Source organism: Epibacterium sp. ABZ3_068, assembly GCF_056159265.1.
This window is the reverse complement of the sequence record NZ_JBSWUV010000001.1, coordinates 2,906,470-2,929,626: the sequence shown is the minus strand read 5'-3', so window position 1 is coordinate 2,929,626 and position 23,157 is coordinate 2,906,470. Positions and strand designations below refer to the sequence as shown.

22 protein-coding genes are annotated in these 23,157 nt (G+C 57.3%); 10 read left to right on the top strand and 12 right to left on the bottom strand.

What is annotated here, in order from left to right:
* The first annotated feature begins 98 nt into the window (after window positions 1-98).
* From ACXAEW_RS14025 to ACXAEW_RS14015, 3 genes are read left to right on the top strand one after another with little or no spacing between them, the layout of a single operon-like run.
* Window positions 99-695 (top strand): protein-methionine-sulfoxide reductase heme-binding subunit MsrQ, encoded by a 597-nt coding sequence (locus ACXAEW_RS14025; protein WP_474941908.1) that lies wholly within the window; start codon window positions 99-101, stop codon window positions 693-695.
* Window positions 696-732: 37 nt separating this feature from the next.
* On the top strand, window positions 733-912 hold the full coding sequence (locus ACXAEW_RS14020; protein ID WP_474941907.1) for a DUF4169 family protein: 180 nt from the start codon (window positions 733-735) through the stop codon (window positions 910-912).
* Complete coding sequence (locus ACXAEW_RS14015) at window positions 909-1,145, top strand: ribbon-helix-helix domain-containing protein (RefSeq protein WP_474941906.1); 237 nt, start codon at window positions 909-911, stop codon at window positions 1,143-1,145. Before ACXAEW_RS14020 ends, ACXAEW_RS14015 begins: the two co-directional genes overlap by 4 nt.
* Here the strand turns inward: ACXAEW_RS14015 and ACXAEW_RS14010 are convergent.
* The 3 genes from ACXAEW_RS14010 to ACXAEW_RS14000 all read right to left on the bottom strand — a co-directional run bounded on the left by ACXAEW_RS14010 (window position 1,087) and on the right by ACXAEW_RS14000 (window position 4,598).
* Window positions 1,087-2,481, bottom strand: coding sequence for a cytochrome P450 (locus tag ACXAEW_RS14010; protein ID WP_474941905.1), 1,395 nt, complete (start codon window positions 2,479-2,481; stop codon window positions 1,087-1,089). The genes ACXAEW_RS14015 and ACXAEW_RS14010 overlap by 59 nt on opposite strands.
* Window positions 2,478-3,737, bottom strand: coding sequence for a hypothetical protein (locus tag ACXAEW_RS14005; RefSeq protein ID WP_474941904.1), 1,260 nt, complete (start codon window positions 3,735-3,737; stop codon window positions 2,478-2,480). The genes ACXAEW_RS14010 and ACXAEW_RS14005 overlap by 4 nt, the downstream gene beginning before the upstream one ends.
* A gap of 108 nt (window positions 3,738-3,845) precedes the next feature.
* Window positions 3,846-4,598, bottom strand: coding sequence for a cytochrome c biogenesis CcdA family protein (locus tag ACXAEW_RS14000; RefSeq protein WP_474941903.1), 753 nt, complete (start codon window positions 4,596-4,598; stop codon window positions 3,846-3,848).
* A gap of 93 nt (window positions 4,599-4,691) precedes the next feature.
* On the opposite strand from ACXAEW_RS14000, the gene ACXAEW_RS13995 reads away from it, so the two are divergent.
* Window positions 4,692-4,925, top strand: a complete 234-nt coding sequence (locus ACXAEW_RS13995) for a sulfurtransferase TusA family protein (RefSeq protein ID WP_474941902.1) — start codon at window positions 4,692-4,694, stop codon at window positions 4,923-4,925.
* A gap of 52 nt (window positions 4,926-4,977) precedes the next feature.
* Here the strand turns inward: ACXAEW_RS13995 and ACXAEW_RS13990 are convergent, their stop codons facing one another.
* The 6 genes from ACXAEW_RS13990 to purC form a co-directional block, all read right to left on the bottom strand.
* A complete protein-coding gene (locus tag ACXAEW_RS13990; protein ID WP_474941901.1) occupies window positions 4,978-8,097 on the bottom strand; it encodes an Rne/Rng family ribonuclease in 3,120 nt (1,039 codons plus the stop codon).
* A gap of 575 nt (window positions 8,098-8,672) precedes the next feature.
* The gene (locus ACXAEW_RS13985) at window positions 8,673-10,010 is read right to left on the bottom strand and encodes a sigma-54-dependent transcriptional regulator (RefSeq protein ID WP_474941900.1); all 1,338 of its coding nucleotides are present in this window, start codon (window positions 10,008-10,010) and stop codon (window positions 8,673-8,675) included.
* A 24-nt stretch (window positions 10,011-10,034) separates the two neighbouring features.
* Window positions 10,035-11,807: a sensor histidine kinase gene (locus ACXAEW_RS13980; protein ID WP_474941899.1), complete on the bottom strand. Its 1,773-nt coding sequence runs from the start codon at window positions 11,805-11,807 to the stop codon at window positions 10,035-10,037.
* Between the two features lie 36 nt (window positions 11,808-11,843).
* Entirely contained in the window at window positions 11,844-12,512 is a 669-nt protein-coding gene (gene purQ / locus ACXAEW_RS13975; protein WP_474941898.1) for a phosphoribosylformylglycinamidine synthase subunit PurQ, read from the bottom strand.
* On the bottom strand, window positions 12,512-12,742 hold the full coding sequence (gene purS / locus ACXAEW_RS13970; protein ID WP_474941897.1) for a phosphoribosylformylglycinamidine synthase subunit PurS: 231 nt from the start codon (window positions 12,740-12,742) through the stop codon (window positions 12,512-12,514). Before purS ends, purQ begins: the two co-directional genes overlap by 1 nt.
* A 108-nt stretch (window positions 12,743-12,850) precedes the next feature.
* On the bottom strand, window positions 12,851-13,612 hold the full coding sequence (gene purC / locus ACXAEW_RS13965; protein ID WP_474941896.1) for a phosphoribosylaminoimidazolesuccinocarboxamide synthase: 762 nt from the start codon (window positions 13,610-13,612) through the stop codon (window positions 12,851-12,853).
* Window positions 13,613-13,892: 280 nt separating this feature from the next.
* Between purC and ACXAEW_RS13960 the strand changes: the two genes are divergently transcribed.
* From ACXAEW_RS13960 to bmt, 4 genes are all read left to right on the top strand, one after another.
* Complete coding sequence (locus ACXAEW_RS13960) at window positions 13,893-14,222, top strand: DUF1476 domain-containing protein (RefSeq protein ID WP_474941895.1); 330 nt, start codon at window positions 13,893-13,895, stop codon at window positions 14,220-14,222.
* 214 nt (window positions 14,223-14,436) lie between these two features.
* On the top strand, window positions 14,437-14,754 hold the full coding sequence (locus tag ACXAEW_RS13955) for a DUF1476 domain-containing protein (protein WP_474941894.1): 318 nt from the start codon (window positions 14,437-14,439) through the stop codon (window positions 14,752-14,754).
* A 180-nt stretch (window positions 14,755-14,934) separates the two neighbouring features.
* A complete protein-coding gene (locus tag ACXAEW_RS13950) occupies window positions 14,935-16,866 on the top strand; it encodes a phosphatidylglycerol lysyltransferase domain-containing protein (RefSeq protein WP_474941893.1) in 1,932 nt (643 codons plus the stop codon).
* 69 nt (window positions 16,867-16,935) lie between these two features.
* Complete coding sequence (gene bmt, locus ACXAEW_RS13945; RefSeq protein ID WP_474941892.1) at window positions 16,936-17,955, top strand: betaine--homocysteine S-methyltransferase; 1,020 nt, start codon at window positions 16,936-16,938, stop codon at window positions 17,953-17,955.
* A gap of 119 nt (window positions 17,956-18,074) precedes the next feature.
* Here the strand turns inward: bmt and rimK are convergent, their stop codons facing one another.
* Entirely contained in the window at window positions 18,075-19,448 is a 1,374-nt protein-coding gene (gene rimK, locus ACXAEW_RS13940; protein ID WP_474941891.1) for a 30S ribosomal protein S6--L-glutamate ligase, read from the bottom strand.
* A gap of 235 nt (window positions 19,449-19,683) precedes the next feature.
* A complete protein-coding gene (locus tag ACXAEW_RS13935; RefSeq protein WP_474941890.1) occupies window positions 19,684-20,763 on the bottom strand; it encodes a PA0069 family radical SAM protein in 1,080 nt (359 codons plus the stop codon).
* Between the two features lie 221 nt (window positions 20,764-20,984).
* Here ACXAEW_RS13935 and ACXAEW_RS13930 point away from each other — a divergent pair, with 221 nt between their 5' ends.
* Complete coding sequence (locus ACXAEW_RS13930) at window positions 20,985-21,686, top strand: corrinoid protein (protein ID WP_474941889.1); 702 nt, start codon at window positions 20,985-20,987, stop codon at window positions 21,684-21,686.
* 1 nt (window position 21,687) lies between these two features.
* A complete protein-coding gene (locus tag ACXAEW_RS13925; protein ID WP_474941888.1) occupies window positions 21,688-22,413 on the top strand; it encodes a DUF1638 domain-containing protein in 726 nt (241 codons plus the stop codon).
* Between the two features lie 28 nt (window positions 22,414-22,441).
* On the opposite strand, the gene ACXAEW_RS13920 is transcribed toward ACXAEW_RS13925, so the two are convergent.
* Window positions 22,442-23,071, bottom strand: coding sequence for a glutathione S-transferase family protein (locus tag ACXAEW_RS13920; RefSeq protein ID WP_474941887.1), 630 nt, complete (start codon window positions 23,069-23,071; stop codon window positions 22,442-22,444).
* Between the last annotated feature and the right edge of the window lie 86 nt (window positions 23,072-23,157).

Genomic DNA, 23,157 nt, shown 5'->3' with positions numbered 1-23,157 from the left:
ACGAAACGCCCGGATTGTTCCGGGCGTTTTTGTTTTTATTGCGACGGAAATCACAAGCTGATCCGTTGAACGCCAAAGACTTTTGAACGGAGCCTCTTATGCAACGGTTTTCGCCCTATATTTTATGGGTCATCCTCGCCCTGCCCGCCTTTGGCATGGCCTATGATCTGGCGACCTCGACAAGCCCCCGCATCTATCACATTCTGGTCCACCCCAGCGGTGAATTTGCCGCGCGGTTCATGATCATTGCCATGCTGGCAACCCCGCTGATGCTGATTTTCAAGGGCTGGCGTGGCCCGCGCTGGTTGAAAAAGAACCGCCGCTATTTTGGTGTGGCTGCGTTTTTTTATGCCGCTGCACACACTGTGTTCTATCTGATCGACAAATCCTCATTGGAGCGGGTGATCACAGAATTGCCGCGGCTTTATATCTGGACCGGCTGGATTGGCTTTGTAATCTTTATCCCGCTGGCGGTGACCTCCATGGATTATTTCGTCCGCACAATGGGGCCGCGCTGGAAACAGCTGCAACGCTGGACCTACCCGGCCGCTGTGTTGACACTGGTCCACTGGGCCGCTTTGCACAATTGGCGTCATCCCGAAGCTGCAATTATCCATTTTGCGCCGCTGATCCTCTTGGAATCCTATCGCATCTGGTATTGGTATCTGCGTCCTCGCAGCCCGCGCGCGGCATAGGGCTGGATTTCCCGCAGCACTCGGCTATGGTTATGCCATGGCCGAGATTGTGAACCTGAACCGCTTCCGCAAAGAAAAAGCCCGCGCCGGCAAAAAGGCGCAGGCTGATGAAAACGCCGTGAAATTCGGCCGCAACAAAGCAGAAAAATCGCTGGAGACCGCAAAGGTGGAGAAATTCATCCGCGATCTGGATGGACACAAAACCGACGACGAATGAACCAACGCCCCAAGAAACATTCGCTTACTCTGCGCGGGCACCGCACCTCTGTCTCGCTTGAGGATGAATTCTGGACGGCTTTTCGCCAGATTGCCGCCCATGAAGGGCGTGCGCTGAATGAACTTGCGGCAGAAATTGACGAAACACGGGGCACGGAATGTGGGCTGGCCTCGGCTATCCGGCTTTATGTGCTGCGCCATCTTCAGGCACGCGCGGCGTCAGACGCAGCCTGATCCCATCCTTGGATCGCACAGTCAGATGTGCCACTGGAACGGGCGGCGTGCTGCCTGCATACTCGACCCTGAAATCCCGCAGGATCATTGACAGGAGCAAGACCCCCTCCACCATGGCGAACCCCGCCCCGGTGCAGACCCGCGCCCCTGCGGAAAAGGGAATATAGGCCTCGCGCTGACATGTCTTACCGTTTTCGGTCTGCCATCGCGTTGGGTCAAACCCGTCCGGATTGTCCCACAGCCGCTCATGGCGATGCAGATGCCAGGGGCTGAGGACGATCTGCGACCCAGTGGCGATATCGCGGTCCCGAAACCGTTCCAGGCAGCTGTTTTCCCGCACCATCATCGGCACCGGCGGGTAGAGACGCAGCGTCTCGCGAAAGACATCACGGGACAGGCGCAGCTTGGAAACGACTGAGAAATCCGGCCCTGTGATCGCCTGCGCCTCTGCGGCCAGCTTCTCTTGCCACTCTGGATACAGCGCCATCAGATAGAGCGCCCAGGCGAGCGCCGACGCGCTGGTTTCATGCCCCGCCAGGAAAAAGATCGCGACCTGATCGACCATTTCATCCGCGTCAAGGAGATCGCCGGTTTCAGGATCGCGCGTTGTCATGATCTTGCTCGCCAGATCATCTGGCGCGGTGCCTGCCGCAATCTCTGCCTGACGTGCATGGGTCAGAGAGGCAATCAGCCGCCGGATCTCAGCCGCGTTCGCCTTGGTCCCGCGGCGGAAGAAGCGGGGCATCCAGCGGGGCAAGGGCACAAAGGCCGCCACATTCAAAATCGGCTGGCTGCGTTGATAGTCCCGAAACCGGTGGAAAACAGCAGTGGCGGTTTCATGTTCGATTGGGATGGAAAACAGGGTGCGAAAAATCACATCCGCTGCCAGATGGGACGTGACCTCCTCGATCTCGACCTCTGCGCCCTGCCCCTGCAACCGTCGCAACCCGGCTTCACCGGCTGCGAACATGGCTGCAAATGTCTCTTTCAATCGACCGCCTTCAAAGGCCGGATCAATGATCCGCCGCTGGCGCTTCCACAGTTCTCCATTGGTGACAAAGACGGATTGCCCCAATAGAGGGCGCAGCCCTTCGGCAATTCGGTCGGATTTGGGAAAGTCGTCAGGCCGCTTGCACAGGACTGTATCTACCAGATCCGGCTGGTTCATCAAATAGGACCGGAAGAAAGGCGTTCGGAATTCTGCCATCCACGCCCGATACAGCCGCGCGGGCTGCGCGGACAGGATATCCTGGCGAAACAGGCGCGCATATCGCCACAATGACACCCGATCCGCACGGGACGGGGGTTTTGGCGGCAAAGGGGGCGTGGCGGTCATTCCAGGGCCATGGATGTATATTTCGAGGCCTGCACATCAATTCGCGCAGGCGAGGGTTTGCGGTCCCTGTAGCGCGCGCCCAAGGTCTGAGGGCCAGCCGTGATCTGGAAGTAATCATAATCCCCCGGCCGGTCAAAGGCGCAAAGATATTGGAAATGCAGCCGAAAGAAGCGCCAGCGCAGTTCGGCCCAGCGGTCCGCGCTCAGCGTTTGTGTAAAGGCAGCTGACACCACCAAAGGCCAGCGCTTCTGCGGGGTCGCCACGCCGCTGACCGCCACAGGGTCACATAAAGCAAAAGCGCAGCCATCCCCCGGCGCGGTCACATCCACCCAGGTTACCCGATCCTGGAGCGACAGATACTGCAAATCCCGACGCAGACGCGCCGCCTTGGGCAGAAAAGACACCATGGGCACAACCTGACCCAATGAGAGAAAGGACAAGGTTGGCGCAGTGCTGGACAGTCCCTTGCGCAGCAGATCAGCCAGAACGCTGACCCCGACATGCGCCCCGGACGAATGGCCGACCACCAACACCTCATCCACCTTTGGGTCGCGTAAACTCGCATGGATACGGTCCCGAAATGCTGTGATCCGCGCCTCCAGTTCAGGCGAATTTTCCCCGCATGAGGCGGCGGAATAAGCATAGTCATGCATGAGGTAATATGCAAAAAACTTGTTGTCCAAGCGTTTGAACCACTGCAACAGACGTGCACCGACAAAACCGCCAAGGATCATACCAACAGCCTGCGAGATCAGCCCGCGCGCAGCAAACTGACCCCAAATCGCACCCACGCCCGCATGGATCAGAACCGCCAGCCCCAACGCCAGAAGCGCCTGAACCAACAGCATCAGAACCGGGTACAAGGCAGCAATAACCGGTCCTTTGCGCAGCAACATCAATCTGTTGAGCGTCCCGGACGCAACATAGACCCAAGCTGTACGGATCAGCTGCAGATAGGTCCCCACAATGCTGGCATCCATGCTGTCACGCACGATATCAGACCAGACCATAACCTCGAAATCGGTTTCGACCCGTTCGCCCGCAATATCCGACGATACATGCCAGCCAAAGGCACCTTCGGCGGGACTGGGTGACAGGTTCAGTGTGTAGCCTGAAATCTCCGACTGAGCCGCGCCTTCCTTTCGGTACAGCTCGCGATACCGGCGCGGATGAATCGGATCATAACCGGGGATGTAAAACACCCGCCGCCTGCGCACGCTTTTTGATGGATGCTCCGCACCTGTCTGCCCGGTCACTGTTTGCTCACTGGTCGCCTGATCGATCCGACCCAGCTTAATCCGCCAATCTGGCAAGAGTAAGGCCCCACGCAGGGGCCTCTTTCGCTTTTACGATTGTCTTTAGGTCTATCCGAATTCGGCCAGGGCCGGGAACGTCTCCAACAGCCACCAGCTGAAGGTTGCAAAAAGACCTGTCACCAACATAAAGCCCACAAAGATCAGCAGCCCGCCCATCACTTTCTCGATCAGGCCCATATGGCGTTTCAGCTTGTTCATCAGCACCATAGACCGGTTGAGGAAGATCGCAGCCAGCAGGAACGGCACGCCCAGCCCCATCGCATAAACGCCCAGCAGAACCGTACCACGCGCAACCGATGCCTCGGATGCGGCCAAGGACAGGATTGCACCTAACTGCGGACCGATACACGGAGTCCAGCCAAAGGCAAAAGCCAGCCCCAGAACATAAGCCCCCAAGGCAGAGCCGCCAGATTGCCCCGCATCCATCCGCGCCTCACGATCCAAAAGCGGAATACGGAACACCGACAGAAAATGCAGACCAAAGATGATCACGATAACGCCCGAGATCTGTGCAAAAAGCTGCTGGTTCTGCAACACAAAGGCCCCGAAGGCCGAGGCTGTGAACCCAAGCAGAATAAAGACCGTCGACAGTCCCAGCACAAAAAACAGAGCCGCAAGGATCGCCTTGCGCCGCGCAGCCGAGGTTCCTTGCATCTCATTGATCGAGACGCCGCTCATATAAGCCAGATAGGGCGGCACAATCGGCAGCACACATGGCGACAAAAAGCTGATCAGCCCTCCAAAGAGCGCAACCAGCATGGCAGGCAAGAGGCCTGCATCAATGATATCAATCCCAAACATGCGCTACACTTAACCTCCCCATTTCCAAAGGTCACCCGCACAGGACGTCACATCCTTGTGGACAGGCTGAAACATCCTGATTAACTGCTGCCCATGACAGATGAAAACACCACTTTGGATGCAATCGGGCTACTGTGTCCGCTTCCCGTGCTTAAAGCGCGCAAACGGCTTAAATCAATGGAGGCCGGCGCGGTTCTGACACTGCTGGCTGATGACCCTGCCGCGATTGTGGATGTGCCCCATTTCTGCACTGAAGCAGGTCATGAATTTCTGGGCGTGGAAGAGGCATCTGACCATCAGATCTACACTCTCAGAAAATCTCGATAACCCATTGACGTAAAATAAAAAGGCGAGCCGCTCTGGCTCGCCTTTTTCATTATTACTTTGACCACCAGCCACGTTTCTTGGACTTGGGCGGAGCTGCGGGTTGCGCAGGCTCTCCAACCGCTTCCAGAACCGGGGCTTCCTCGGCCGGGGTGGGTTCTTCCACCGTGGCCTCGCTTTCCGCCTCCGCTGCTTCGTCAACCTGCGCCTCTTCGACTGCGGGTTCTTCTTTAGCCTCAGCAGGTTCGGCTAGGGCTTCATCAGTCCCCTCCTCGGCGCGGACCTCGTCGGTTGGCGCGTCTTCGGGGGCAGTGTCTACGAGCGCCGTGTCTTCGGAAGCACCGTCTTCGGAAGCACTGTCCTCAGCCGTCTCAACCTCAGGTGCTTCGGTAACTGCGTCGTCTGAAACCGTTTCCTCCGCTTGCGTTTCAACCGCAGGCTCTGCCTCTGCAACATCTGCTTTGGCGGCCAGTTCCGCCGGGGCTTCAACCGCCTCGACTTCAACAGTTGCATCTTCTGCCGGGGTCGACTCCTCTGCCGTTGTGGCAGCTGTTTCGGATCCCTCGGTTTCTGTGGTCCCGCTTACGACGGCCTCAGACGCTGCAACGCCGGTCTTCTTCTTACGGCTCCGAGAGCGGCTGCGGCTGCGGGAAGACTTCTTTTCTTCCTTCGGCGCATCGTCAGAAGGAGCATCTGCAGAGGCTTCGCCTTCGGAGGTTTCCCCAGCCTCGGCCTTATCAGTGGCCTCTGCATCGTCATCGTCAGAAGAGCTCGCATCGCTTTCGTTGTCGTCATCTTCCTGATCTTGGCTATAAGACGACGACTTCTTCCGCCGACGGCGACGGCGGCGGCGTTTGGGTTTGGTCTCTTCACCCTCTTCCGTCGCGACAGCGCTCTCTTCGTCGGAGGTCTCGCTCTCTTCTTCCGCGTCAACCTCATCCATGATCTTGGTATCGACAGAGACAACCGGCGTATCAACCGCAGGCACAAACCGGGTCGCGGTCTTGAACTTTTCAATTGAGAAGTCCGGGCTGACCAGATGCGGATCCCCTTCGATGCGCACGGACAGACCATAACGCGCTTCGATCTGAGCGATATGTTCGCGTTTGTTGTTCATCAGGAAGTTCGCGACATCCACAGGGCATTTCACCAGGACTTCACGCGAACGGCCACGGGTGCCTTCTTCCTCGATCTGACGCAGGATCGACAACGACAAACTGTCGTCCGAGCGGATCAAGCCGGTGCCATGGCAATGGGGGCACGGCTGAGTTGTCGCCTCGATCATACCGGGACGCAGACGCTGGCGGGACATTTCCATCAGGCCGAACCCCGAGATGCGGCCCACCTGGATGCGCGCACGATCGGTCTTCAACTTGTCCTTAATCCGCTTCTCGACGGCGGCGTTGTTCTTACGCTCGTCCATGTCGATAAAGTCGATGACAATCAGACCCGCCAGATCCCGCAGACGCAGCTGGCGCGCCACCTCTTCGGCGGCCTCCAGGTTTGTCTTGAGAGCGGTTTCCTCAATCGAGGATTCCTTGGTCGCGCGGCCAGAGTTGACGTCGATGGCCACCAGCGCTTCGGTCACACCAATCACGATATACCCGCCGGACTTTAGCTGTACGACCGGGTTAAACATGCCGCCCAGATAGCTTTCCACCTGGAAGCGCGCGAACAACGGCAGGGTTTCCTGATAGTTCTTCACGTTCTTTGCATGGGACGGCATGATCATTTTCATGAAGTCTTTGGCAATGCGGTAGCCGCGTTCGCCTTCGACCAGAACCTCGTCAATCTCGCGATTGTAAAGGTCACGGATCGACCGCTTGATCAGATCGCCTTCTTCATAAATCTTTGCAGGCGCGATTGATTTCAGCGTCAGTTCGCGGATCTGCTCCCACAGACGTTGCAGGTATTCGTAATCGCGCTTCACCTCCGCTTTGGTGCGTTTCGCACCCGCCGTGCGGATGATCAGGCCCGCGCCGGTTGGCACGTCCATTTCGGTGGCAATTTCTTTCAGCTTCTTGCGGTCGGCAGCATTGGTGATTTTGCGCGAGATCCCACCCCCACGCGCGGTGTTGGGCATCAGCACGCAATAACGGCCAGCCAAAGACAGATATGTCGTAAGAGCCGCACCTTTGTTGCCGCGCTCTTCTTTTACAACCTGCACCAGCAGAACCTGGCGGACTTTGATCACTTCCTGAATTTTGTATCGACGCGGGCGTGGTTTCCGGGCCGGACGGATCTCTTCGCTGTCATCCTCTTCGGCGACAGATTCGATTGTTTCTTCTTGCGCCGCCGCGTCATCATCAGACTGATCGTCTTCAATCTGGTCGCCTTCATCCGCATCGGAGTCAGCTTCAGAAACGGGTGCCGATGCGTCCGTTGCGTCTTCAGTTACAACCTCTTCCGCCTGTTCGGACGGCGCGCTTTCGGAGGATTCAGCCTCAACGACTTCCGACGTTTCCACAGTGTCGCCATCAGCGTCCGCAACCGGGTCCAGATCCGTTTTAGGATCGGTTTCGGCTGTGTCGCTGACAGCCGCCTCTTCAACAGCTTCTGCCGGGATCTCTTCTTCCGTTTCGGAAGGCTCTTCAACCGGAGTTTCGGCAACGGTCTCCATCGGAGAGCTGCCTTCCGGCACCTCTGCAATGACAACCTCAGACACATCTGCGTCGTCGGTCAGATCGATCGTCTCCATGCCGGAGATTTCACCCGAAATTTCGACCTTGGCAGGTTTGGTCTCTGCCAGTTCGTCGGAGACGTCTTTGGTTTCAACCACATCAGCCGAAGTGGTCTTCTGCGCCTTGGACTTGCTGCTGCGACGACGACGAGATGATTTAGAGGGCTTGCTGTCCTCTTCTTCATCCTTCTGACGCTGCGCCTCGGCATAGGCGCGCTCTTCTTCCATCAGCGCTTCGCGATCCGCTACCGGGATTTGGTAGTAATCCGGGTGGATCTCCGAGAATGCCAGAAAGCCATGGCGGTTTCCGCCATAGTCCACAAAAGCCGCCTGAAGCGAGGGTTCAACCCGTGTTACTTTTGCCAAGTAAATGTTGCCAGCAAGCTGGCGTTTGTTTTCAGATTCAAAGTCGAATTCCTCAACCTTGTTTCCGTCCACCACCACAACGCGGGTTTCCTCCGCGTGGGTGGCATCGATAAGCATCTTCTTTGCCATGTTTCCTTGGTGCGCCGCCCGCGCGCAACGCGGTCCCGTATGTGATCAACGGGGTGCAACTGGTTGGGGGGGCGTCTGGTCTGGGCGATTGTCTGCGGCGCAGAATAGAGCGCAGCCTGGGCCGTTTCGGTCCCCAGCGTCTCTGCCTCTATGCTCTTCGCTCGCGCGCGCGTCATCGCGTTTCTTCTCCGACAGGTTTCCAATCCTGGCCCTGCCATTCATTGCCTGCCCCAACACGGTTGGTTCAGGTGCTTTACTGCTTCACAAACTGTGAAGCCTATCACTCTGCTTGGTCGTTCTCGGCTGTGGCCGGACAAACGCCCGAAGCAGCGAATCTCATCTTCGGGGGAACCACCGAAAGGCTCAGCCCCGTTTTACCAACATAAGACCTGTGGATAGGTAATGACAATGGGCATTCGTCACAGGACCATGTGAAACACACGCTTTACATGAAACTTTAAAGAAATCGCTAACCAAACGCGCCTAAACGCCGGGATTTCTTGGAATTTTGCATATTTTGCAAATTCAGGCATCCCCACCGGGCGGAGATGCCTGCTACTTTTGAAAGCAAAACGTCAGCCAAGATAGTCGGCGCGCTGCAACCCGTATTTGGCCATTTTCTCGTTCAAAGTCCGGCGCGGCAGGCACAGTTCTTCCATAACACTGGCAATAGAGCCCTTATGCCGCCGCATGGTATTGTCGATCAACATACGCTCAAACGCTTCGACATATTCCTTGAGAGGCTTGCCTTCGGTGGTCATCACCGGCTGCATTTCTTCGTGATCCGACATCAACAAAGAGGCAATTGTCCCCGAGCCCCGCCGCGCCTGAAGAACCGCACGCTCTGCGATATTGATCAGCTGACGCACATTGCCCGGCCACGGTGCCTGCAATAGCTGCGCGGCTTCCTGAGCGGTGACCTGCGGCGTTTCACAACCGTATTCTTCGGCGAATTGTTCGCTGAGCCGAGTAAACAGCGTCAGGATATCCTCTCCGCGCTGACGCAGCGGTGGCACGGTGATGCGCAAGGCCGCCAGACGGTAAAACAGATCCGGACGCAGGATGTCTTCGCAGGTTTTGCCCGCTTCCTGAAGGTTGGAGATCCCCACGATCCGGGTTTCGCCGGGAATGCCCTGTTCGTTGATCACATTCAGCAGCTTCGCCTGCAAGGCCTCGCTCAGCGCGTCGATATCTTCCAGAACCAATGTGCCACCGCGCGCTTCCTCCATGGCAGGCAGCATGCTGTCTTCGGGCAGCATGGGGCCAAACAACCGTTTGGCCAGCGCGTCTTCTTCAAAGGCGGCGCAGGAGATCAGCACAAACTTCTTGCCTGCACGGCTGCCAACTGCGTGCAGCGCGTGGGCCACCAAGGTCTTGCCGGTGCCGGTTTCGCCGTCGATCAGCACATGCCCGTCAGCTTGTCCAAGATCCAGGATGTCTTCCCGCAGACGATCCATCACCGGGCTGGAGCCAATGAGCTTTTTCATAATCTGCCCACCATCGGACAGTTCCCGACGCAGCACCCGGTTATCAAGCGTCAGACGACGCGCGTTGCTGGCTTTTTTGGCCAGTTCCGACATGCGGTCCGGGTTAAAGGGTTTTTCCAGGAAATCAAACGCGCCGACGCGCATCGCCTCAACCGCCATGGGCACGTCCCCGTGACCGGTGATCATAATCACCGGCAGCGCGCTATCATTACCCATAAGCTTCTTCAGGAACTGCATGCCGTCCATGCCGGGCATCTTGATGTCGCTGATGACAATCCCCGGATAGTCCGGCCCCAGCTCTTTCAGCGCATCTTCCGCACTGGCAAAGGTCTCTGTGTCATATCCGGACAGGGCCAGCCATTGGCTGATCGACTGGCGCATGTCCTTTTCATCATCGACAATCGCAATCTTCATGGCCTGTGCCATTTCGCGCCTTCCTTTCTCCTGCCGCTATTCAGCGGCCTCGATCCCATCCAAGAGGATCGGCAGTTGCATCTCGAACACGGCGCCACCGGTTTCCCCGTTGCGCGCCGTTAGCCTCCCGCCTAGGTCGTTCACGATCCCGGAAGAGATGGCAAGCCCCAGTCCAACGCCCTCACCCGCCTGTTTGGTGGTGTAAAAGGGTTCAAACAGGTTGTCATAGTCGGTAATCCCGGTGCCATTGTCACGCACGGAAAGGGTCGCGGTTTCCCCTGCGGCCAGAATAATCTCCACCTCGGGGTCCTGGACAGACTTGGTGGCATCAATCGCATTGCGCAACAGGTTCACCATGACCTGTTCGATCCGCATCTGATCCCCCATCACAAACACAGGGTCTTCGGGCAGAATTCGGCTGATTTTCACATGACGTTCGCGCAACTGCGGTTCCATCATCGACAGCGACGACGCCAGCGCATCGCCCAAGTTTACAGGGTTAAACGTGTCCCCACCCTTACGCGCATAGGATTTCAGCTGGCGTGTGATCGCTCCCATCCGCTCAATCAGATCGTCAATCCGGCCAAAAGAGGCCAGCGCCTCATCCGGGCGGTTGCGGTTCAGCAACAGGCGCGCCCCGGCCAGATAGGTTTTCATCGCAGCCAGAGGCTGGTTGAGCTCATGACTGACAGCCGCCGACATCTCTCCCAATGCCGCCAATTTCGAGCTTTGCGCAAGGCTTTGCTCCGCCACTTCAAGGCTCTGCTGCATGCGTTCCCGCTCGGCAATTTCCCGCTGCAAGCGGTTGTTCAATACGCGAAGCTCTGCCGACTCCCGTTGGAACAACGCCATACGCAACGCGGTCTTTCGGCTCAGCGCATAGAACGCCAGCGCCAGAAGAAGCGCGAATCCCATGATTTCAAGTGCCAGAACCGCATTCACCTTCTCCCGGATCGAGGCATAGGTGGTGAAACTGGTCATCCGCCAGCCCTGAAAGGGGATCCGGCTTTCCAGCCGCATCACGGCCTCCCCCTGCAAATACGCATCGGGCGGCAGGGCTGTCCAATCCGTGGTGGCGCGGATTGCCCGCTGGATCGCCCCTTCGGGGGTCTGTAGCTTTAACGCATCCGTTTCCGACAGGCCGCGCCAGCGGGATTCTGTGGCCAGCACGATGGTTCCCGTGCTGTCACTGACCATCACCGCATCGGAAATCCCCGCCCAGGCGCGTTCAAACTTTTGCAGATCGACCTCAACCACAATTGCGCCCAGAACGCCCGACGCGTCGACAATCTTGCGCGAATAAGTAAAGCGGTATCCGGCAACTTCGCGTGGGATGACCGAAAAGACAGTGGATTTTGACCGCACCGCGTCAATGAAATAGGGCGCTGTGCGATGGTTCTCTCCCAATCGGTTCCGATCAGTGGCCGCAACTGTGCGCCCATCCTGCGCCAACAGGAAGATCGACGCCGCGCCGATTTCCTCGACAAAGGAAATAAGCCGTTGGGTAGAGAGCGAAAAGTCATTGGATTGCAGCGCCGAGATCAGCGCCTGATCGCGCGCCAGAAGCTGGGGCACAATGGCGTGACGGCGCAACTCACTCACCAGGTTACCGGAATACAGCGCCAGACGCAGCTCGGCCCGATTACGGGTGGTCTCGGTAAAACGGTGGGTCAGACTGCGGTTGGTAAACCAGATTGTCGCGGCCCCGGCCAGGACAAACATAAACAGCACCAGACGCACACGCCAAGAGACTGTGCGCAGACGGGCGCGGGCCCGTTTGGGAGGGTGGCTTTTGGGCGAGACAGACATATTCGGAATTTATGCCCGCCGCCGCCCAAGCACAAGTCAGGCTTCCGCGAGCATTCCCGCAAGTGCGCGGAACATCGCCGCGCCATCCGTGCCGCCATGCCCTTCATCCGCTGCCCGTTCCGGGTGTGGCATCATTCCCAGCACGCGACGGTTCTCAGACAGGATGCCTGCGATATCGTCACGCGACCCGTTCGGGTTGTCACCATAGGTGAACGCAATCCGGTCCTGATCTTTCAACGCCGCCAGCGTTGCGTCATCAGCAAAATAGTTGCCGTCATGATGCGCAATCGGAATACCGATCACATCGCCGACCTTATACCCTTGGGTGAAGACGCTGTCTGCGGTTGCCACCTTCAGATCGACGGTTTTGCAGATGTATTTCAAACCGGCGTTGCGCAGCAGCGCGCCCGGCAGGATGCCGGTTTCGGTAAGAACCTGAAACCCGTTGCAGACACCCAGTGCATAACCGCCACGGTCGGTATGTTCGGCCAGCGCTTTGCAAATCGGTGACTGCGCTGCAATCGCCCCACAGCGCAGATAATCGCCATAGGAGAAGCCACCAGGAACCCCCACAATATCAACACCTTCGGGCAGCGCGCTGTCCTTGTGCCAGACCATGGAAACATCGAACCCGGCCTGCTCGAACGCAACCGCCAGATCGCGGTCGCAGTTGGAGCCCGGGAATACAAGAACCGCCGCCTTCATCACAGGGTCTCGATGCTGTAGGATTCAATCACGGTATTGGCGAGAAGCTTTTCGCACATCTCGGTTACATCCGCCTCGGTTGCGCCTTCGGCCAGATCCAGATCGATCACCTTGCCCTGACGCACACCTTCGACCTTGTCAAACCCCAAGGCCCCCAGCGCGTGACGAACGGCTTCGCCCTGCGGATCCAGAACCCCGTTTTTCAGCATCACATGCACCCGTGCTTTCATCGCGTTTTCCTTTGGCTATCCAGCGCGCCCGATCGGCAGATGACCGGGCTTTCATCTTTCTAAAATACTCAAAATCCCGCCGGTTGTTTCAAGCGGCAGGATCTCGGCTCAGTTCACCAGCGTCGGCTTGCCTGCAGCTGGCGGGTTGTTCGGCATCACACCCAGACGGCGCGCCACTTCGCTATAAGCGTCGGTCAGGCTGCCCAGATCGCGGCGGAATACGTCCTTGTCCAGCTTCTGGCCGGTTTTGATGTCCCACAGGCGGCAGCTGTCCGGGCTGATCTCATCGGCAATAACCAGGCGCTGGAAATCACCTTCATAAACGCGACCGATCTCGATTTTGAAATCCACCAGACGGATGCCTACGGCCAAGAACACGCCGGACATAAAGTCGTTGACGCGCAATGCCAGGCTCAGGATGTCTTCCATATCTTGCTGGCTGGCCCAGCCAAAGGCCGCGATATGCTCTTCGCTGACAAAGGGGTCGCCCAGCGCATCGTCCTTATAGCAATATTCCACAATCGGTCGTGGCAGCTGCGTGCCTTCGTCAATGCCCAGGCGTTTGGACATGGATCCGGCCGCGTAGTTGCGCACAATCACTTCCAACGGCACGATTTCGCAGCTGCGCACCAGCTGTTCACGCATGTTCAACCGTTTCAGGAAATGGGTCGGAACCCCGATCTGGCCAAGGCCAAGCATGAAGAACTCGCTCAGGATATTGTTCAACACACCTTTGCCTTCGATCACATCATGCTTTTCAGCATTAAAGGCTGTGGCATCATCCTTGAAGTACTGGACGATCGTACCCGGCTCTGGGCCTTCGTACAAAGTCTTTGCCTTACCTTCATAGATTTTCTTGCGACGTGCCATGGACAGCCTTTCGGGGGTTGAAGCAGCGGGAATCTCCGCCCGTTTAACGCCCTCATAGTGCAAGCCCCCGCGTATCGCAAGATGAGCAGCACCAGATGCGCTGCACAGCTAGGCCCTGCCCGCACTCCAGACGTGGAAACCTGTGAATTTCAACATAGATAAACCTCAGGAGAAGCTTTGTTAAGATCCTGCGTTCCACCACAAAGAATATGACCTGCATTATCAGGCACGATCGGAACAAGGCTTTTTCCGAAGGATTTTAAATGTTGGGAGGAGCTGGATGACAACCTTTGACGACCGCGAAACCGCTTTTGAAAACAAATTTGCACATGATGAGAAGATCAAATTTGCAGCCACCGCGCGCGCCTGCAATCGGGTCGCACTCTGGGTGGCTCAGACCTTGGGCATGGCGCATGAAGACGCTGAAAACTATGCAAAAACCCTAGCACTCAGCGATCTTATGGAACCGGGGCACGATGCGTTTCTAAACCGCCTGCGTCAGGATCTGCGTGACCGCATAGCGGACAGCGAACTGCGCGCCAGGATGGAGAATGAGCTGGCAACCGCTCTGGAAGAGATCCGCACTGACGCCAGAGTGCCCCCCGGCTGACGGCCTATTGAGGGCAACTCATATACCAATCGTTAACCCCTTGCGTTATCAACGATGTCTTCACTTACCTTTATGTCTTATCAACCGCAGGCAGACATTCGGTTGATTTGGCAGAAGCCTAACCCTTGTCCAAAACCATGCGACACAGTTCGGGTTTTGGTCCCCCAAAGGGCGGTGCCGTCTGTCACCAATGGGAAAATTCACAGGTGACCAAATGACTTTATTCGTAGATCGCAAGAAAGCCTTTGAAGCGAAATTCGTCCATGAAACGAATTTGGACTTCAAAACCGAAGCCCGCCGCAACAGGCTCTTTGGCAGTTGGGTTTCGGAAAAACTTGGGCTCAGCGGCAAAACCAGCGAAGAGCTGGTCTCTTCCTACGCGGTGCAGGGCATTGTGCAAAATGATCAGCATTGCATTTTGGCCAAGGCAACAGCTGACCTGAACGGAAGCGCCAGCGCGCAGGAGATCGAGACCAAGCTGATAGAGCTGGCCAATGTTGCGCGCCAACAGATTGAAGACGCCGGGGTGTGACCCTTCGGGTGACACAAAGTCATTGCAAACAATGCAGTCAAATCCTGTCACCCAATTCCGGTGGCGGGATTTGAACTTTTTTAGGTAAATCAAGGCTGTGACATGCGTTGGTAATTAACCGATCTGAAATCGTAAGCCCGCTATCTTTACCTCCTATATCGTGGGCGATGAGGGGTCGATATGCTCAATTCCAAAATGGCAGCGCGCCAAACGGCGTCGAAAGCCATGCGTCTGTTGATCCCGGTGGCGTCAGCCGTGCTTTGCCTGTGGCTGCTGTCCACAAGCATCCGCCTGCCTAGCATCGCTGAATTGACAACATTGATCGCCCAGGTGCCCACCTTGAACTGGCTGGGTGCTGGCCTTGCAACCCTTGTCAGCTTCTGGTCGCTTGGCCGATATGACGGGGTGGCACACCGCCACCTTGGTACCGGGCTGGACGGAACCCACGCACGTCTGGCTGGCATGTTTGCCATTGGGTTTTCGCAAACTGCGGGTTTCGGGATCTTTACCGGCTCATTTGCCCGCTGGCGTTTGCTGCCAGGGCTGTCGCCGGTGCGGGCGGCCCAAATGACCGCGCTGACGGGGCTGACATTTATGGCGGCGCTTGCGGCCATTTGTGGCGTGGCTCTGATCGCCTGGTCCCCATTTCCCTATGCGGTCTTCACAGGCGTGATGCTGCTTCTGGGATGCGCGCTGGCCTGCTGCGCCACCTTCCTGTTTCCGACCCTGACATTGGGAAAACATCGGTTTCGCTGGCCCTCTGTAACCGCGCTACTGGCGTTAGGCATTTGGGCGGTTGTGGATGTTACAGCTGCTGGCACGGCTCTTTGGTTGCTGATGCCTCCCGAAAGCGGCATTTCCCTAACGCTGCTCTTGCCGGCCTATTTCCTGGCTTTGGGACTGGCGATACTGTCTTCTTCGCCGGGCGGCACCGGCCCTTTGGAACTGGCCCTAGTGTCCCTACTGTCGCAGTTTGATGCAACGTCCTTATTGGCCGGAGTATTTGCCTTCCGGCTTGTCTATTATCTTGCCCCCGCTGCGCTGTCTGCGGTGGTTCTGGTCTGGCCAAACCTTCTTGGACCAAAAAACCGCAAATACCAGATGTTGGATCTGATTGGATCGCGCAAGGACAGCCCACATACGATCCCTTTTGCCCGCCCCCGCTCTGAAACTGCCATTATCCGGCAAAATGGCGGCCATCTGCGCAGCTTCGGCTTCAACCAACTCGCACTTTTGGACACGCCGCAATGTTCGGTGGCGTTTTTTGATCCGGTATCCGGAAATACTGCAGAGACCTTCCAGCCTCTGCGCCAGTATGCACAATCGCGCAATGCGGCGGCCTGCTATTACAAATGCACGCCGCGCGTGGCTGCAGCGGCCCGCACGGCGGGCTGGCGCGCCCTGCGCATTGCCGAAGAAGCATTCGTGGACCCCACCGACTTTAGCGAGAGCGGATCCTCCAAACGCCAGCTTCGCCGCAAACTGCGCCACGCAGAAAAATCCGGGATCGAAGTACGCGACGCGGCGGAGGCGTTGCCCATGTCACAGCTTGCCCGCGTTGACCAGATCTGGAACGAGGCGCACGGAAACGCCCATGGCACCACCATGGGACGGTTTGAACCTGGCTATATCAAGGGGCAGCGGGTTTTCCTGGCGTGGCAAAACAAGACGATCATCGGATTTGCCACTTTTCACGTTTCTGATCGGGAATGGTGCCTCGACCTGATCCGCATGGGCCCTGACGCCCCGGATGGCACCGGTCACGCGCTGATACGCCGGGCCATTGACGCCGCCGCCACCCATGAGATCACGCGCCTGTCGCTGGCAGCCGTTCCGGATCACCGATTTGCCCAAAGGGTCGAACGTGGACTTCGCCGGTTCAAAGCCTGTTTTGCCCCGACCTGGCAGCCCCTTTACATGACTGCTCCAAACTGGGGCCAGATGGCGCTGTGCCTGGCAGAGATGATACGCCTGGTCCACCGCCCCCTGCCCGTTCAACCGGCACTGGACTGGGCCCCCTCCGACCTCTGCCCTGCGACCTCTGAAAAATGGGGGACTGGCATTCATAATAAAGATGAAGAAAATGAAATTGTGTTTGCGCAGCGTGCATGAGACTGGGTGCAATGCCCTTTGGTTCTGAAAAGAGCCATAATTGACGACGCGTATATGGGAACAAGTGTTATGAGCGACAAATTCGCGAAAGCCCTGCAATCAAAGGACGTTCTGCTGGCCGACGGCGCCACCGGGACCAACCTGTTCAACATGGGCCTTCAATCCGGCGACGCGCCGGAACTGTGGAACACGGATGAGCCTCAGAACATCAAAGCCTTGTACAAAGGGTCGGTGGATGCTGGCAGTGATCTGTTTCTGACCAACACATTCGGTGGCACCGCCTCCCGCCTGAAACTGCATGATGCGCAAAACCGCGTGCGCGAGTTGAACCGCGTTGGTGCGGAACTTGGCCGCGAGATCGCAGATAAATGCGACCGTGACATTATCGTTGCCGGCTCCGTTGGTCCCACAGGCGAGATCCTCCAGCCCGTTGGTGAACTGTCCCATGAGCTGGCCGTTGAGATGTTCCATGAACAGGCTGACGCGCTGAAAGAGGGTGGCGTAGACGTTTTGTGGGTTGAGACCATTTCAGCACCGGAAGAGTTCCGCGCCGCCGCCGAAGCCTTTGCCTTGGTCGGTATGCCCTGGTGCGGCACCATGAGCTTTGATACCGCCGGGCGCACCATGATGGGAGTCACATCTGCCGATATGGCGAAACTTGTGGAAGAGTTTGACACGCCGCCCCTGGCCTATGGTGCCAATTGCGGCACCGGCGCTTCGGACATCCTGCGCACTGTTCTAGGCTTTGGCGCACAGGGCAGCGAACGCCCGATCATCTCCAAGGGCAACGCAGGCATCCCGAAATATGTGGATGGGCACATTCATTACGACGGCACGCCAGACCTGATGGCCGAATATGCGGTTCTGGCCCGTAACGCAGGTGCAAAAATTATCGGCGGCTGCTGTGGCACCATGCCCGTTCACCTTGAGAAAATGCGCGAAGCGCTCGATACCCGCCCGCGCGGGGACCGTCCGACTCTTGAACAGATCGTAGAAATCCTTGGCCCGTTCTCCTCGGCGAATGACGGTACCGAAGACAGCTCTGGCGGCAGTGAACGACGTGCCCGCCGAGGCCGCCGTCGCGCATAAATACCTGTCAGAACTTGCACAGCGCAAAAGGGCCCGGATGGGCCCTTTTTGTGTTTTTGGGGTTTAATTTCCGTCGTTAAGCGGCGCCCGCGTTCAACCCTGGCTATGGCGCCCCGGCTTTAACGCTTCTTTGCAAGTGGGCGGACCTTTGTTTCGATGAATTCGATCAACACCCCAGCGATGTCTTTTTGAGTTGCTTTCTCAATCCCTTCAAAACCGGGAGAGGAATTCACCTCCAGCACCTGCGGGCCAGACTTGCTCTCAAGAATATCGACACCGGCCACAGAAAGCCCCAGCACCCGCGTGGCACGTTTGGCCGCCTCTCGTACCTCTTTCGAGATCCGCACACGACGCGCACTGCCCCCCCGGTGCAAATTGGAGCGAAACTCTCCATCCGCGGCCTGTCGTTTGATTGCCCCCACAACTTTGTTGCCAACCACAAGACACCGGATATCCGCCCCCGCAGCCTCAGATACAAATTCCTGGATCAGGAAATTCGCATCCAACCCTCGGAACGCATCCACAAGGCTTTCTGCCGCTTTTTTGGTTTCAGCCAGCACAACACCGCGCCCTTGGGTGGACGACAGCAGCTTCACAACAGCCGGTGCACCCCCAACCAATTCGACAAGCTGTTTCGTATCCTTTGGAGAATGCGCAAAGGCCGTGACCGGTGTGCCGATTTTTGCCGCCGCCAACATTTGGTGCGCCAGTAGTTTGTCCCGAGATGCGCCAATCGCTTCGGCGGAGTTCACACAATACGCACCCGTGCTTGCGAACTGGCGCAACACCGCCATCCCATAGGCGGTTGTAGACGCGCCGATCCGCGGAATAACCACGTCGAAATGGGGCAGCGGAGACCCGTCATAGTGAACCTCAGGGGCCAATCCGCCCATCTTGAGGTAACAACGGGTTGTATCAATGGATTCTATATTGTGACCACGCGCCTGTGCGGCTTCGACAATCCGAGTGCTGGAATAGTTATCGGGCTCACGCGTTAACAAAGCAATCCGCAACGGGCGCTGAACGGGCGCTGCAACCGGGCGTTTTCCATAAAGATCAAACGACAGTTTCGGCTGGCAAAAGGAACTGTTGGGATCAACAACCATCTCGTCAATGATCGCCGTGCGCCCAAGCAGCATCCGATAGGCCATATTCTCGCGATTGGTCAGGGTCACTTCAACCGGCCAGACTCGGTCCGCGATTTTTATGTTGGTCTCAATCACATAGCGCAGTTCGGTTTCGCCATTGGAGCTTGTCACACTGCGCCGGTCCACGATCGGTGCGGTACAGGTGATTTCCAGATCAAGCCGGTCAGGATCGGGTTGGATCAGGAACCGCACCATCGGTTTTTCAACCGAGCCAAAAGGCTCAATCACCGCCGCATGCAGCGCCGATGTTTTTGCACCGGTATCAACCTTTGCCTTGATCGCGTCCAAGCCAAGATCGGGAAAAGAAACCCATTCCTCCCAGCCGAGTGAAAAAATGCCATTCATGACGTTTGTCCAAACTGAAAATGAATTCAGACCACCCGAGAATCGCGGAGCTAATATATGGGTGCTCTGGAATTCGCTTTAAGGGCTGTCCTAAAATAGACAAGACAAAAGACCACCAAGGCCCGTTTTACGGCAACACGCGGATTAAAGGCCGCGACCGGCCCGCAGGTTTCGCCCGCACAGTTTACCCGTTTGGGTGGGCATAATACCCGGCTCCGACCGCAGGTCTGCCCTGTCAGAACAATGCGAGCTGATCCCCTGGCTGGGGTGGACGGGCAAACAGATCAGCGCGCAAGGGAGCGGTTTTTTCGCATAAACCCAAACGCTTACAAGCCGCTTTGAACCGCATCGACATCATCTCTGCAAAAGGACCTTCTCCGCGCATGCGGTGACCCCAGCGCGGATCATAATCACGCCCACCGTGCATCTCACGCAAACGGGCCATTACCTTGGCTGCGCGGCCCGGATAGTGTTCCTGGAGCCATTGCTGCCAAAGGGGAGAGACCTCCCGCGGGAGGCGCAACATAATCCAGCTTGCCGCATCCGCGCCAGCCGCCTGACCGGCTGCCAGCAGCGCCTCAACCTCGTGATCGGACAACCCCGGGATCAAGGGCGAAGCCATTACCCGCACTGGAACACCTGCCTCGGAAAGCCTGCGGATGGTGGCCAGCCGCCGCGCAGGCGTCGGCACCCGCGGCTCCATCCGCCGGGCCAGATCCGGATCCAGTGTGGTCAACGAAATACCAACACGCACCAGCCCCTTGGCCGCCATCGGGGCGAGGATATCCAGATCCCGTTCGACCAAAGCCCCTTTGGTCACAATGGCAACGGGATGATTGAAATCACGCAGCACTTCCAGACAACGACGGGTGATCTGCCACTCCCCCTCGCAGGGTTGATAGGGGTCCGTATTGGTGCCCATCGCCAGTGTCGCCGCCTTATAGCTGGGCCTGGCCAACTCCTGCCGCAGTACCGCATCCGCATTCGGCCGCGCAATCAGCCGGGTCTCAAAATCCAAACCCGGCGAAAAGCCAAGATAGGCATGGCTGGGCCGTGCAAAACAATAGATACAGCCATGTTCACACCCCCGATAGGCGTTCAGGGAACGATCAAACGGCAGATCAGGCGACCGGTTGTAGGTGATAACCGTGCGCGCCATTTCCTGCCGAATCTGAGTGGCAATATGGTCGCTGCGCGGCTCAACGGACCAACCGTCATCCACCGCGCCCCGGTCCAATTCAAACCGCCCCGGTGCATTGCTCAGTGCGCCACGCGCCTTATAGCGATGTTCATCCAATGTGCTGCCAGTTTCCATGGGCTGTATCTGCCACAAGAGGTAGAACAAATAAAGAACAAACCCGAAAAAACGAACATCTCCATGCAGATTTCTCATTTTTCATTTTTTAGAATTATTCGTATAGGTCGGTTCAGATCTCGACGAGGTCGCAATTCAGACAGTCGAAATGCGACAAGTTGACGAAAACAAGATCAAGAGACATGCCATCGCGGGACTCCCGCCCAGCAAGGAATACGCCTATGTCGGAAGAAGAAGACGACATCATCCTCTCGGAACTGGACGATGAGGAACTTGTCCAACAGATGTTCGACGACCTTTATGACGGTCTCAAGGAAGAGATCGAAGAAGGTGTGAACATTCTGCTGGAGCGTGGCTGGGAGCCTTATAAAATCCTGACTGAAGCGCTGGTTGGCGGTATGACAATCGTCGGCGCAGACTTCCGTGACGGTATTCTGTTCGTGCCCGAAGTTCTGTTGGCCGCTGGCGCGATGAAGGGCGGCATGGCCATCCTGAAACCGCTTCTGGCTGAAACCGGCGCACCGCGCATGGGCTCTATGGTGATCGGCACCGTCAAAGGCGACATCCACGACATCGGCAAGAACCTCGTGTCGATGATGATGGAAGGCGCGGGCTTTGACGTCCATGACCTGGGCATCAACACCCCGGTTGAGGAATATCTGGAAGCGCTCGACACCCATAAACCCGATATTCTGGGTATGTCTGCCCTGCTGACAACCACCATGCCTTACATGAAGGTGGTGATTGATACGCTGGTCGAACAGGGCAAACGGGAAGACTACATCGTCCTGGTTGGTGGCGCACCGCTGAACGAAGAGTTTGGCAAAGCCATCGGCGCGGACGCCTATTGCCGCGACGCCGCTGTTGCTGTGGAAACAGCCAAGGAATACGTGGCACGCAAGCACAACCAGATGAGCGCCTGATTTGGCCCGAAAAGGCAGAGCCGCCCGCTTGACAGAGCGGGCCGCTTGGCGCCCCCCGACGGGGCGCACACTCGAAGAACGCTCCCTTGCGGAACACGGGCTTGCAGCACCTGAACGCAAAACCGGGCGTGTGCTTCTGATCGCCTGCGGTGCCCTGGCCCGCGAAATTCTGGCGATCAAACAGGCCAACGGCATGGATCACCTCGATCTGACGTGCCTGCCCGCCAAATTGCATCTGTATCCCAACCAGATCACAGAGGCGGTGGAAGCTGCGGTGCTGAAACATCGCGCGGTCTATGACCAGATTTTCATCGGTTATGCCGATTGTGGAACCGGCGGACAACTGGCCCAGAAATGTGCAGACCTTGGTGTTGAAATGATCCAGGGCCCCCATTGCTATTCGTTTTTCGAGGGCAACGAAGACTTTGCCAAACACAGCGAAGCTGGCGAAATCACCGCCTTCTATCTGACAGACTTTCTGGTGAAACAGTTCGACGCTTTTATATGGCGGCCCATGGGGCTTGATAAAAATCCCGAACTGCGGGACATGATCTTTGGCAATTACACCACCCTGGTCTACCAGTCACAGATCGACGACCCGGCCCTGATCGACAAAGCCAAAGATTGCGCCAGCCGAATGGGACTGGCCTTTGAACACCGTCACACCGGATACGGGGATCTGGAGACACAGCTGAAGGACTGGCAGCAACAAGGACGCGCACCTTAGGCACACGCCCCCTTGGCATGGCTTTTACCTATGCGTTGGCACTTGCGGAAATCTTCTCCACTGCAGCCGCCTCAAACTCTGCCAATGCAGCACCGTCCAAGCTGCGCCCGACCCGTTCCGACCAGTCTTTGACAACCGGAATATCGGGAGTCAAATGGGGCATCCAGCTAAAGGGGGACGCCATCAGCACATCTGCAACGCTCACCTTATCGCCCATCAGAAATGGTTTTCCCTTCAAGGCGCGGGCCAGGGTTTCGCCCACGGCTGTCATATCGCGAAAATTGCGCGCGATTGCCGGGTGATCTATCCCCGAGAGCTCTGCCACCAGAACGGGTTCCACCACCCCGCTGTAATATGACATCCAGCCCAGGTAATCGGCACGGTCCGGGGACCCCATCGCAGGGCTGAGCGGATGGTCAAAGATCTCCTCAAGATACATCATGATCGCTGCGCTCTCACGCAGCTCATGCCCTTCATCCGTAACCAGGAACGGAACCTTGCCTTCGGGATGCGGGTTGCGGGGATCCTTTTGGCCCGCTCCATCCTGGCGCGGGATATCAACAACAACAACGTCGACCGCGGCCAGCTTTCCCATCAGCATCAACTGCGCAACAATACGAGAGGACCGGGTGTTCGGTGAATGATACAATGTGGGCATCTTGAATTCCTTTTATGTCTCAGGTTGTTTATGGGGCGGGTATGCAGCTATGCTCCTGACAATTTCCGTCAGTAGCCTTAGGGCAT

Bases quoted from the DNA above. Each gene is read 5' to 3' on its own strand.
- bmt (WP_474941892.1), top strand. From the start codon at position 16,936: ATGAGCGACAAATTCGCGAAAGCCCTGCAATCAAAGGACGTTCTGCTG.
- ACXAEW_RS13980 (WP_474941899.1), bottom strand. From the start codon at position 11,807: ATGTCTGTCTCGCCCAAAAGCCACCCTCCCAAACGGGCCCGCGCCCGT.
- ACXAEW_RS13990 (WP_474941901.1), bottom strand. From the start codon at position 8,097: ATGGCAAAGAAGATGCTTATCGATGCCACCCACGCGGAGGAAACCCGC.
- ACXAEW_RS13960 (WP_474941895.1), top strand. From the start codon at position 13,893: ATGACAACCTTTGACGACCGCGAAACCGCTTTTGAAAACAAATTTGCA.
- ACXAEW_RS14020 (WP_474941907.1), top strand. From the start codon at position 733: ATGGCCGAGATTGTGAACCTGAACCGCTTCCGCAAAGAAAAAGCCCGC.
- rimK (WP_474941891.1), bottom strand. From the start codon at position 19,448: ATGAATGGCATTTTTTCACTCGGCTGGGAGGAATGGGTTTCTTTTCCC.
- purS (WP_474941897.1), bottom strand. From the start codon at position 12,742: ATGAAAGCACGGGTGCATGTGATGCTGAAAAACGGGGTTCTGGATCCG.
- purQ (WP_474941898.1), bottom strand. From the start codon at position 12,512: ATGAAGGCGGCGGTTCTTGTATTCCCGGGCTCCAACTGCGACCGCGAT.
- ACXAEW_RS13985 (WP_474941900.1), bottom strand. From the start codon at position 10,010: ATGGCACAGGCCATGAAGATTGCGATTGTCGATGATGAAAAGGACATG.
- ACXAEW_RS13930 (WP_474941889.1), top strand. From the start codon at position 20,985: ATGTCGGAAGAAGAAGACGACATCATCCTCTCGGAACTGGACGATGAG.
- ACXAEW_RS13955 (WP_474941894.1), top strand. From the start codon at position 14,437: ATGACTTTATTCGTAGATCGCAAGAAAGCCTTTGAAGCGAAATTCGTC.
- ACXAEW_RS13950 (WP_474941893.1), top strand. From the start codon at position 14,935: ATGCTCAATTCCAAAATGGCAGCGCGCCAAACGGCGTCGAAAGCCATG.
- ACXAEW_RS14015 (WP_474941906.1), top strand. From the start codon at position 909: ATGAACCAACGCCCCAAGAAACATTCGCTTACTCTGCGCGGGCACCGC.
- ACXAEW_RS13935 (WP_474941890.1), bottom strand. From the start codon at position 20,763: ATGGAAACTGGCAGCACATTGGATGAACATCGCTATAAGGCGCGTGGC.
- ACXAEW_RS13920 (WP_474941887.1), bottom strand. From the start codon at position 23,071: ATGCCCACATTGTATCATTCACCGAACACCCGGTCCTCTCGTATTGTT.
- ACXAEW_RS14010 (WP_474941905.1), bottom strand. From the start codon at position 2,481: ATGACCGCCACGCCCCCTTTGCCGCCAAAACCCCCGTCCCGTGCGGAT.
- purC (WP_474941896.1), bottom strand. From the start codon at position 13,612: ATGGCACGTCGCAAGAAAATCTATGAAGGTAAGGCAAAGACTTTGTAC.
- ACXAEW_RS13995 (WP_474941902.1), top strand. From the start codon at position 4,692: ATGACAGATGAAAACACCACTTTGGATGCAATCGGGCTACTGTGTCCG.
- ACXAEW_RS14000 (WP_474941903.1), bottom strand. From the start codon at position 4,598: ATGTTTGGGATTGATATCATTGATGCAGGCCTCTTGCCTGCCATGCTG.
- ACXAEW_RS14025 (WP_474941908.1), top strand. From the start codon at position 99: ATGCAACGGTTTTCGCCCTATATTTTATGGGTCATCCTCGCCCTGCCC.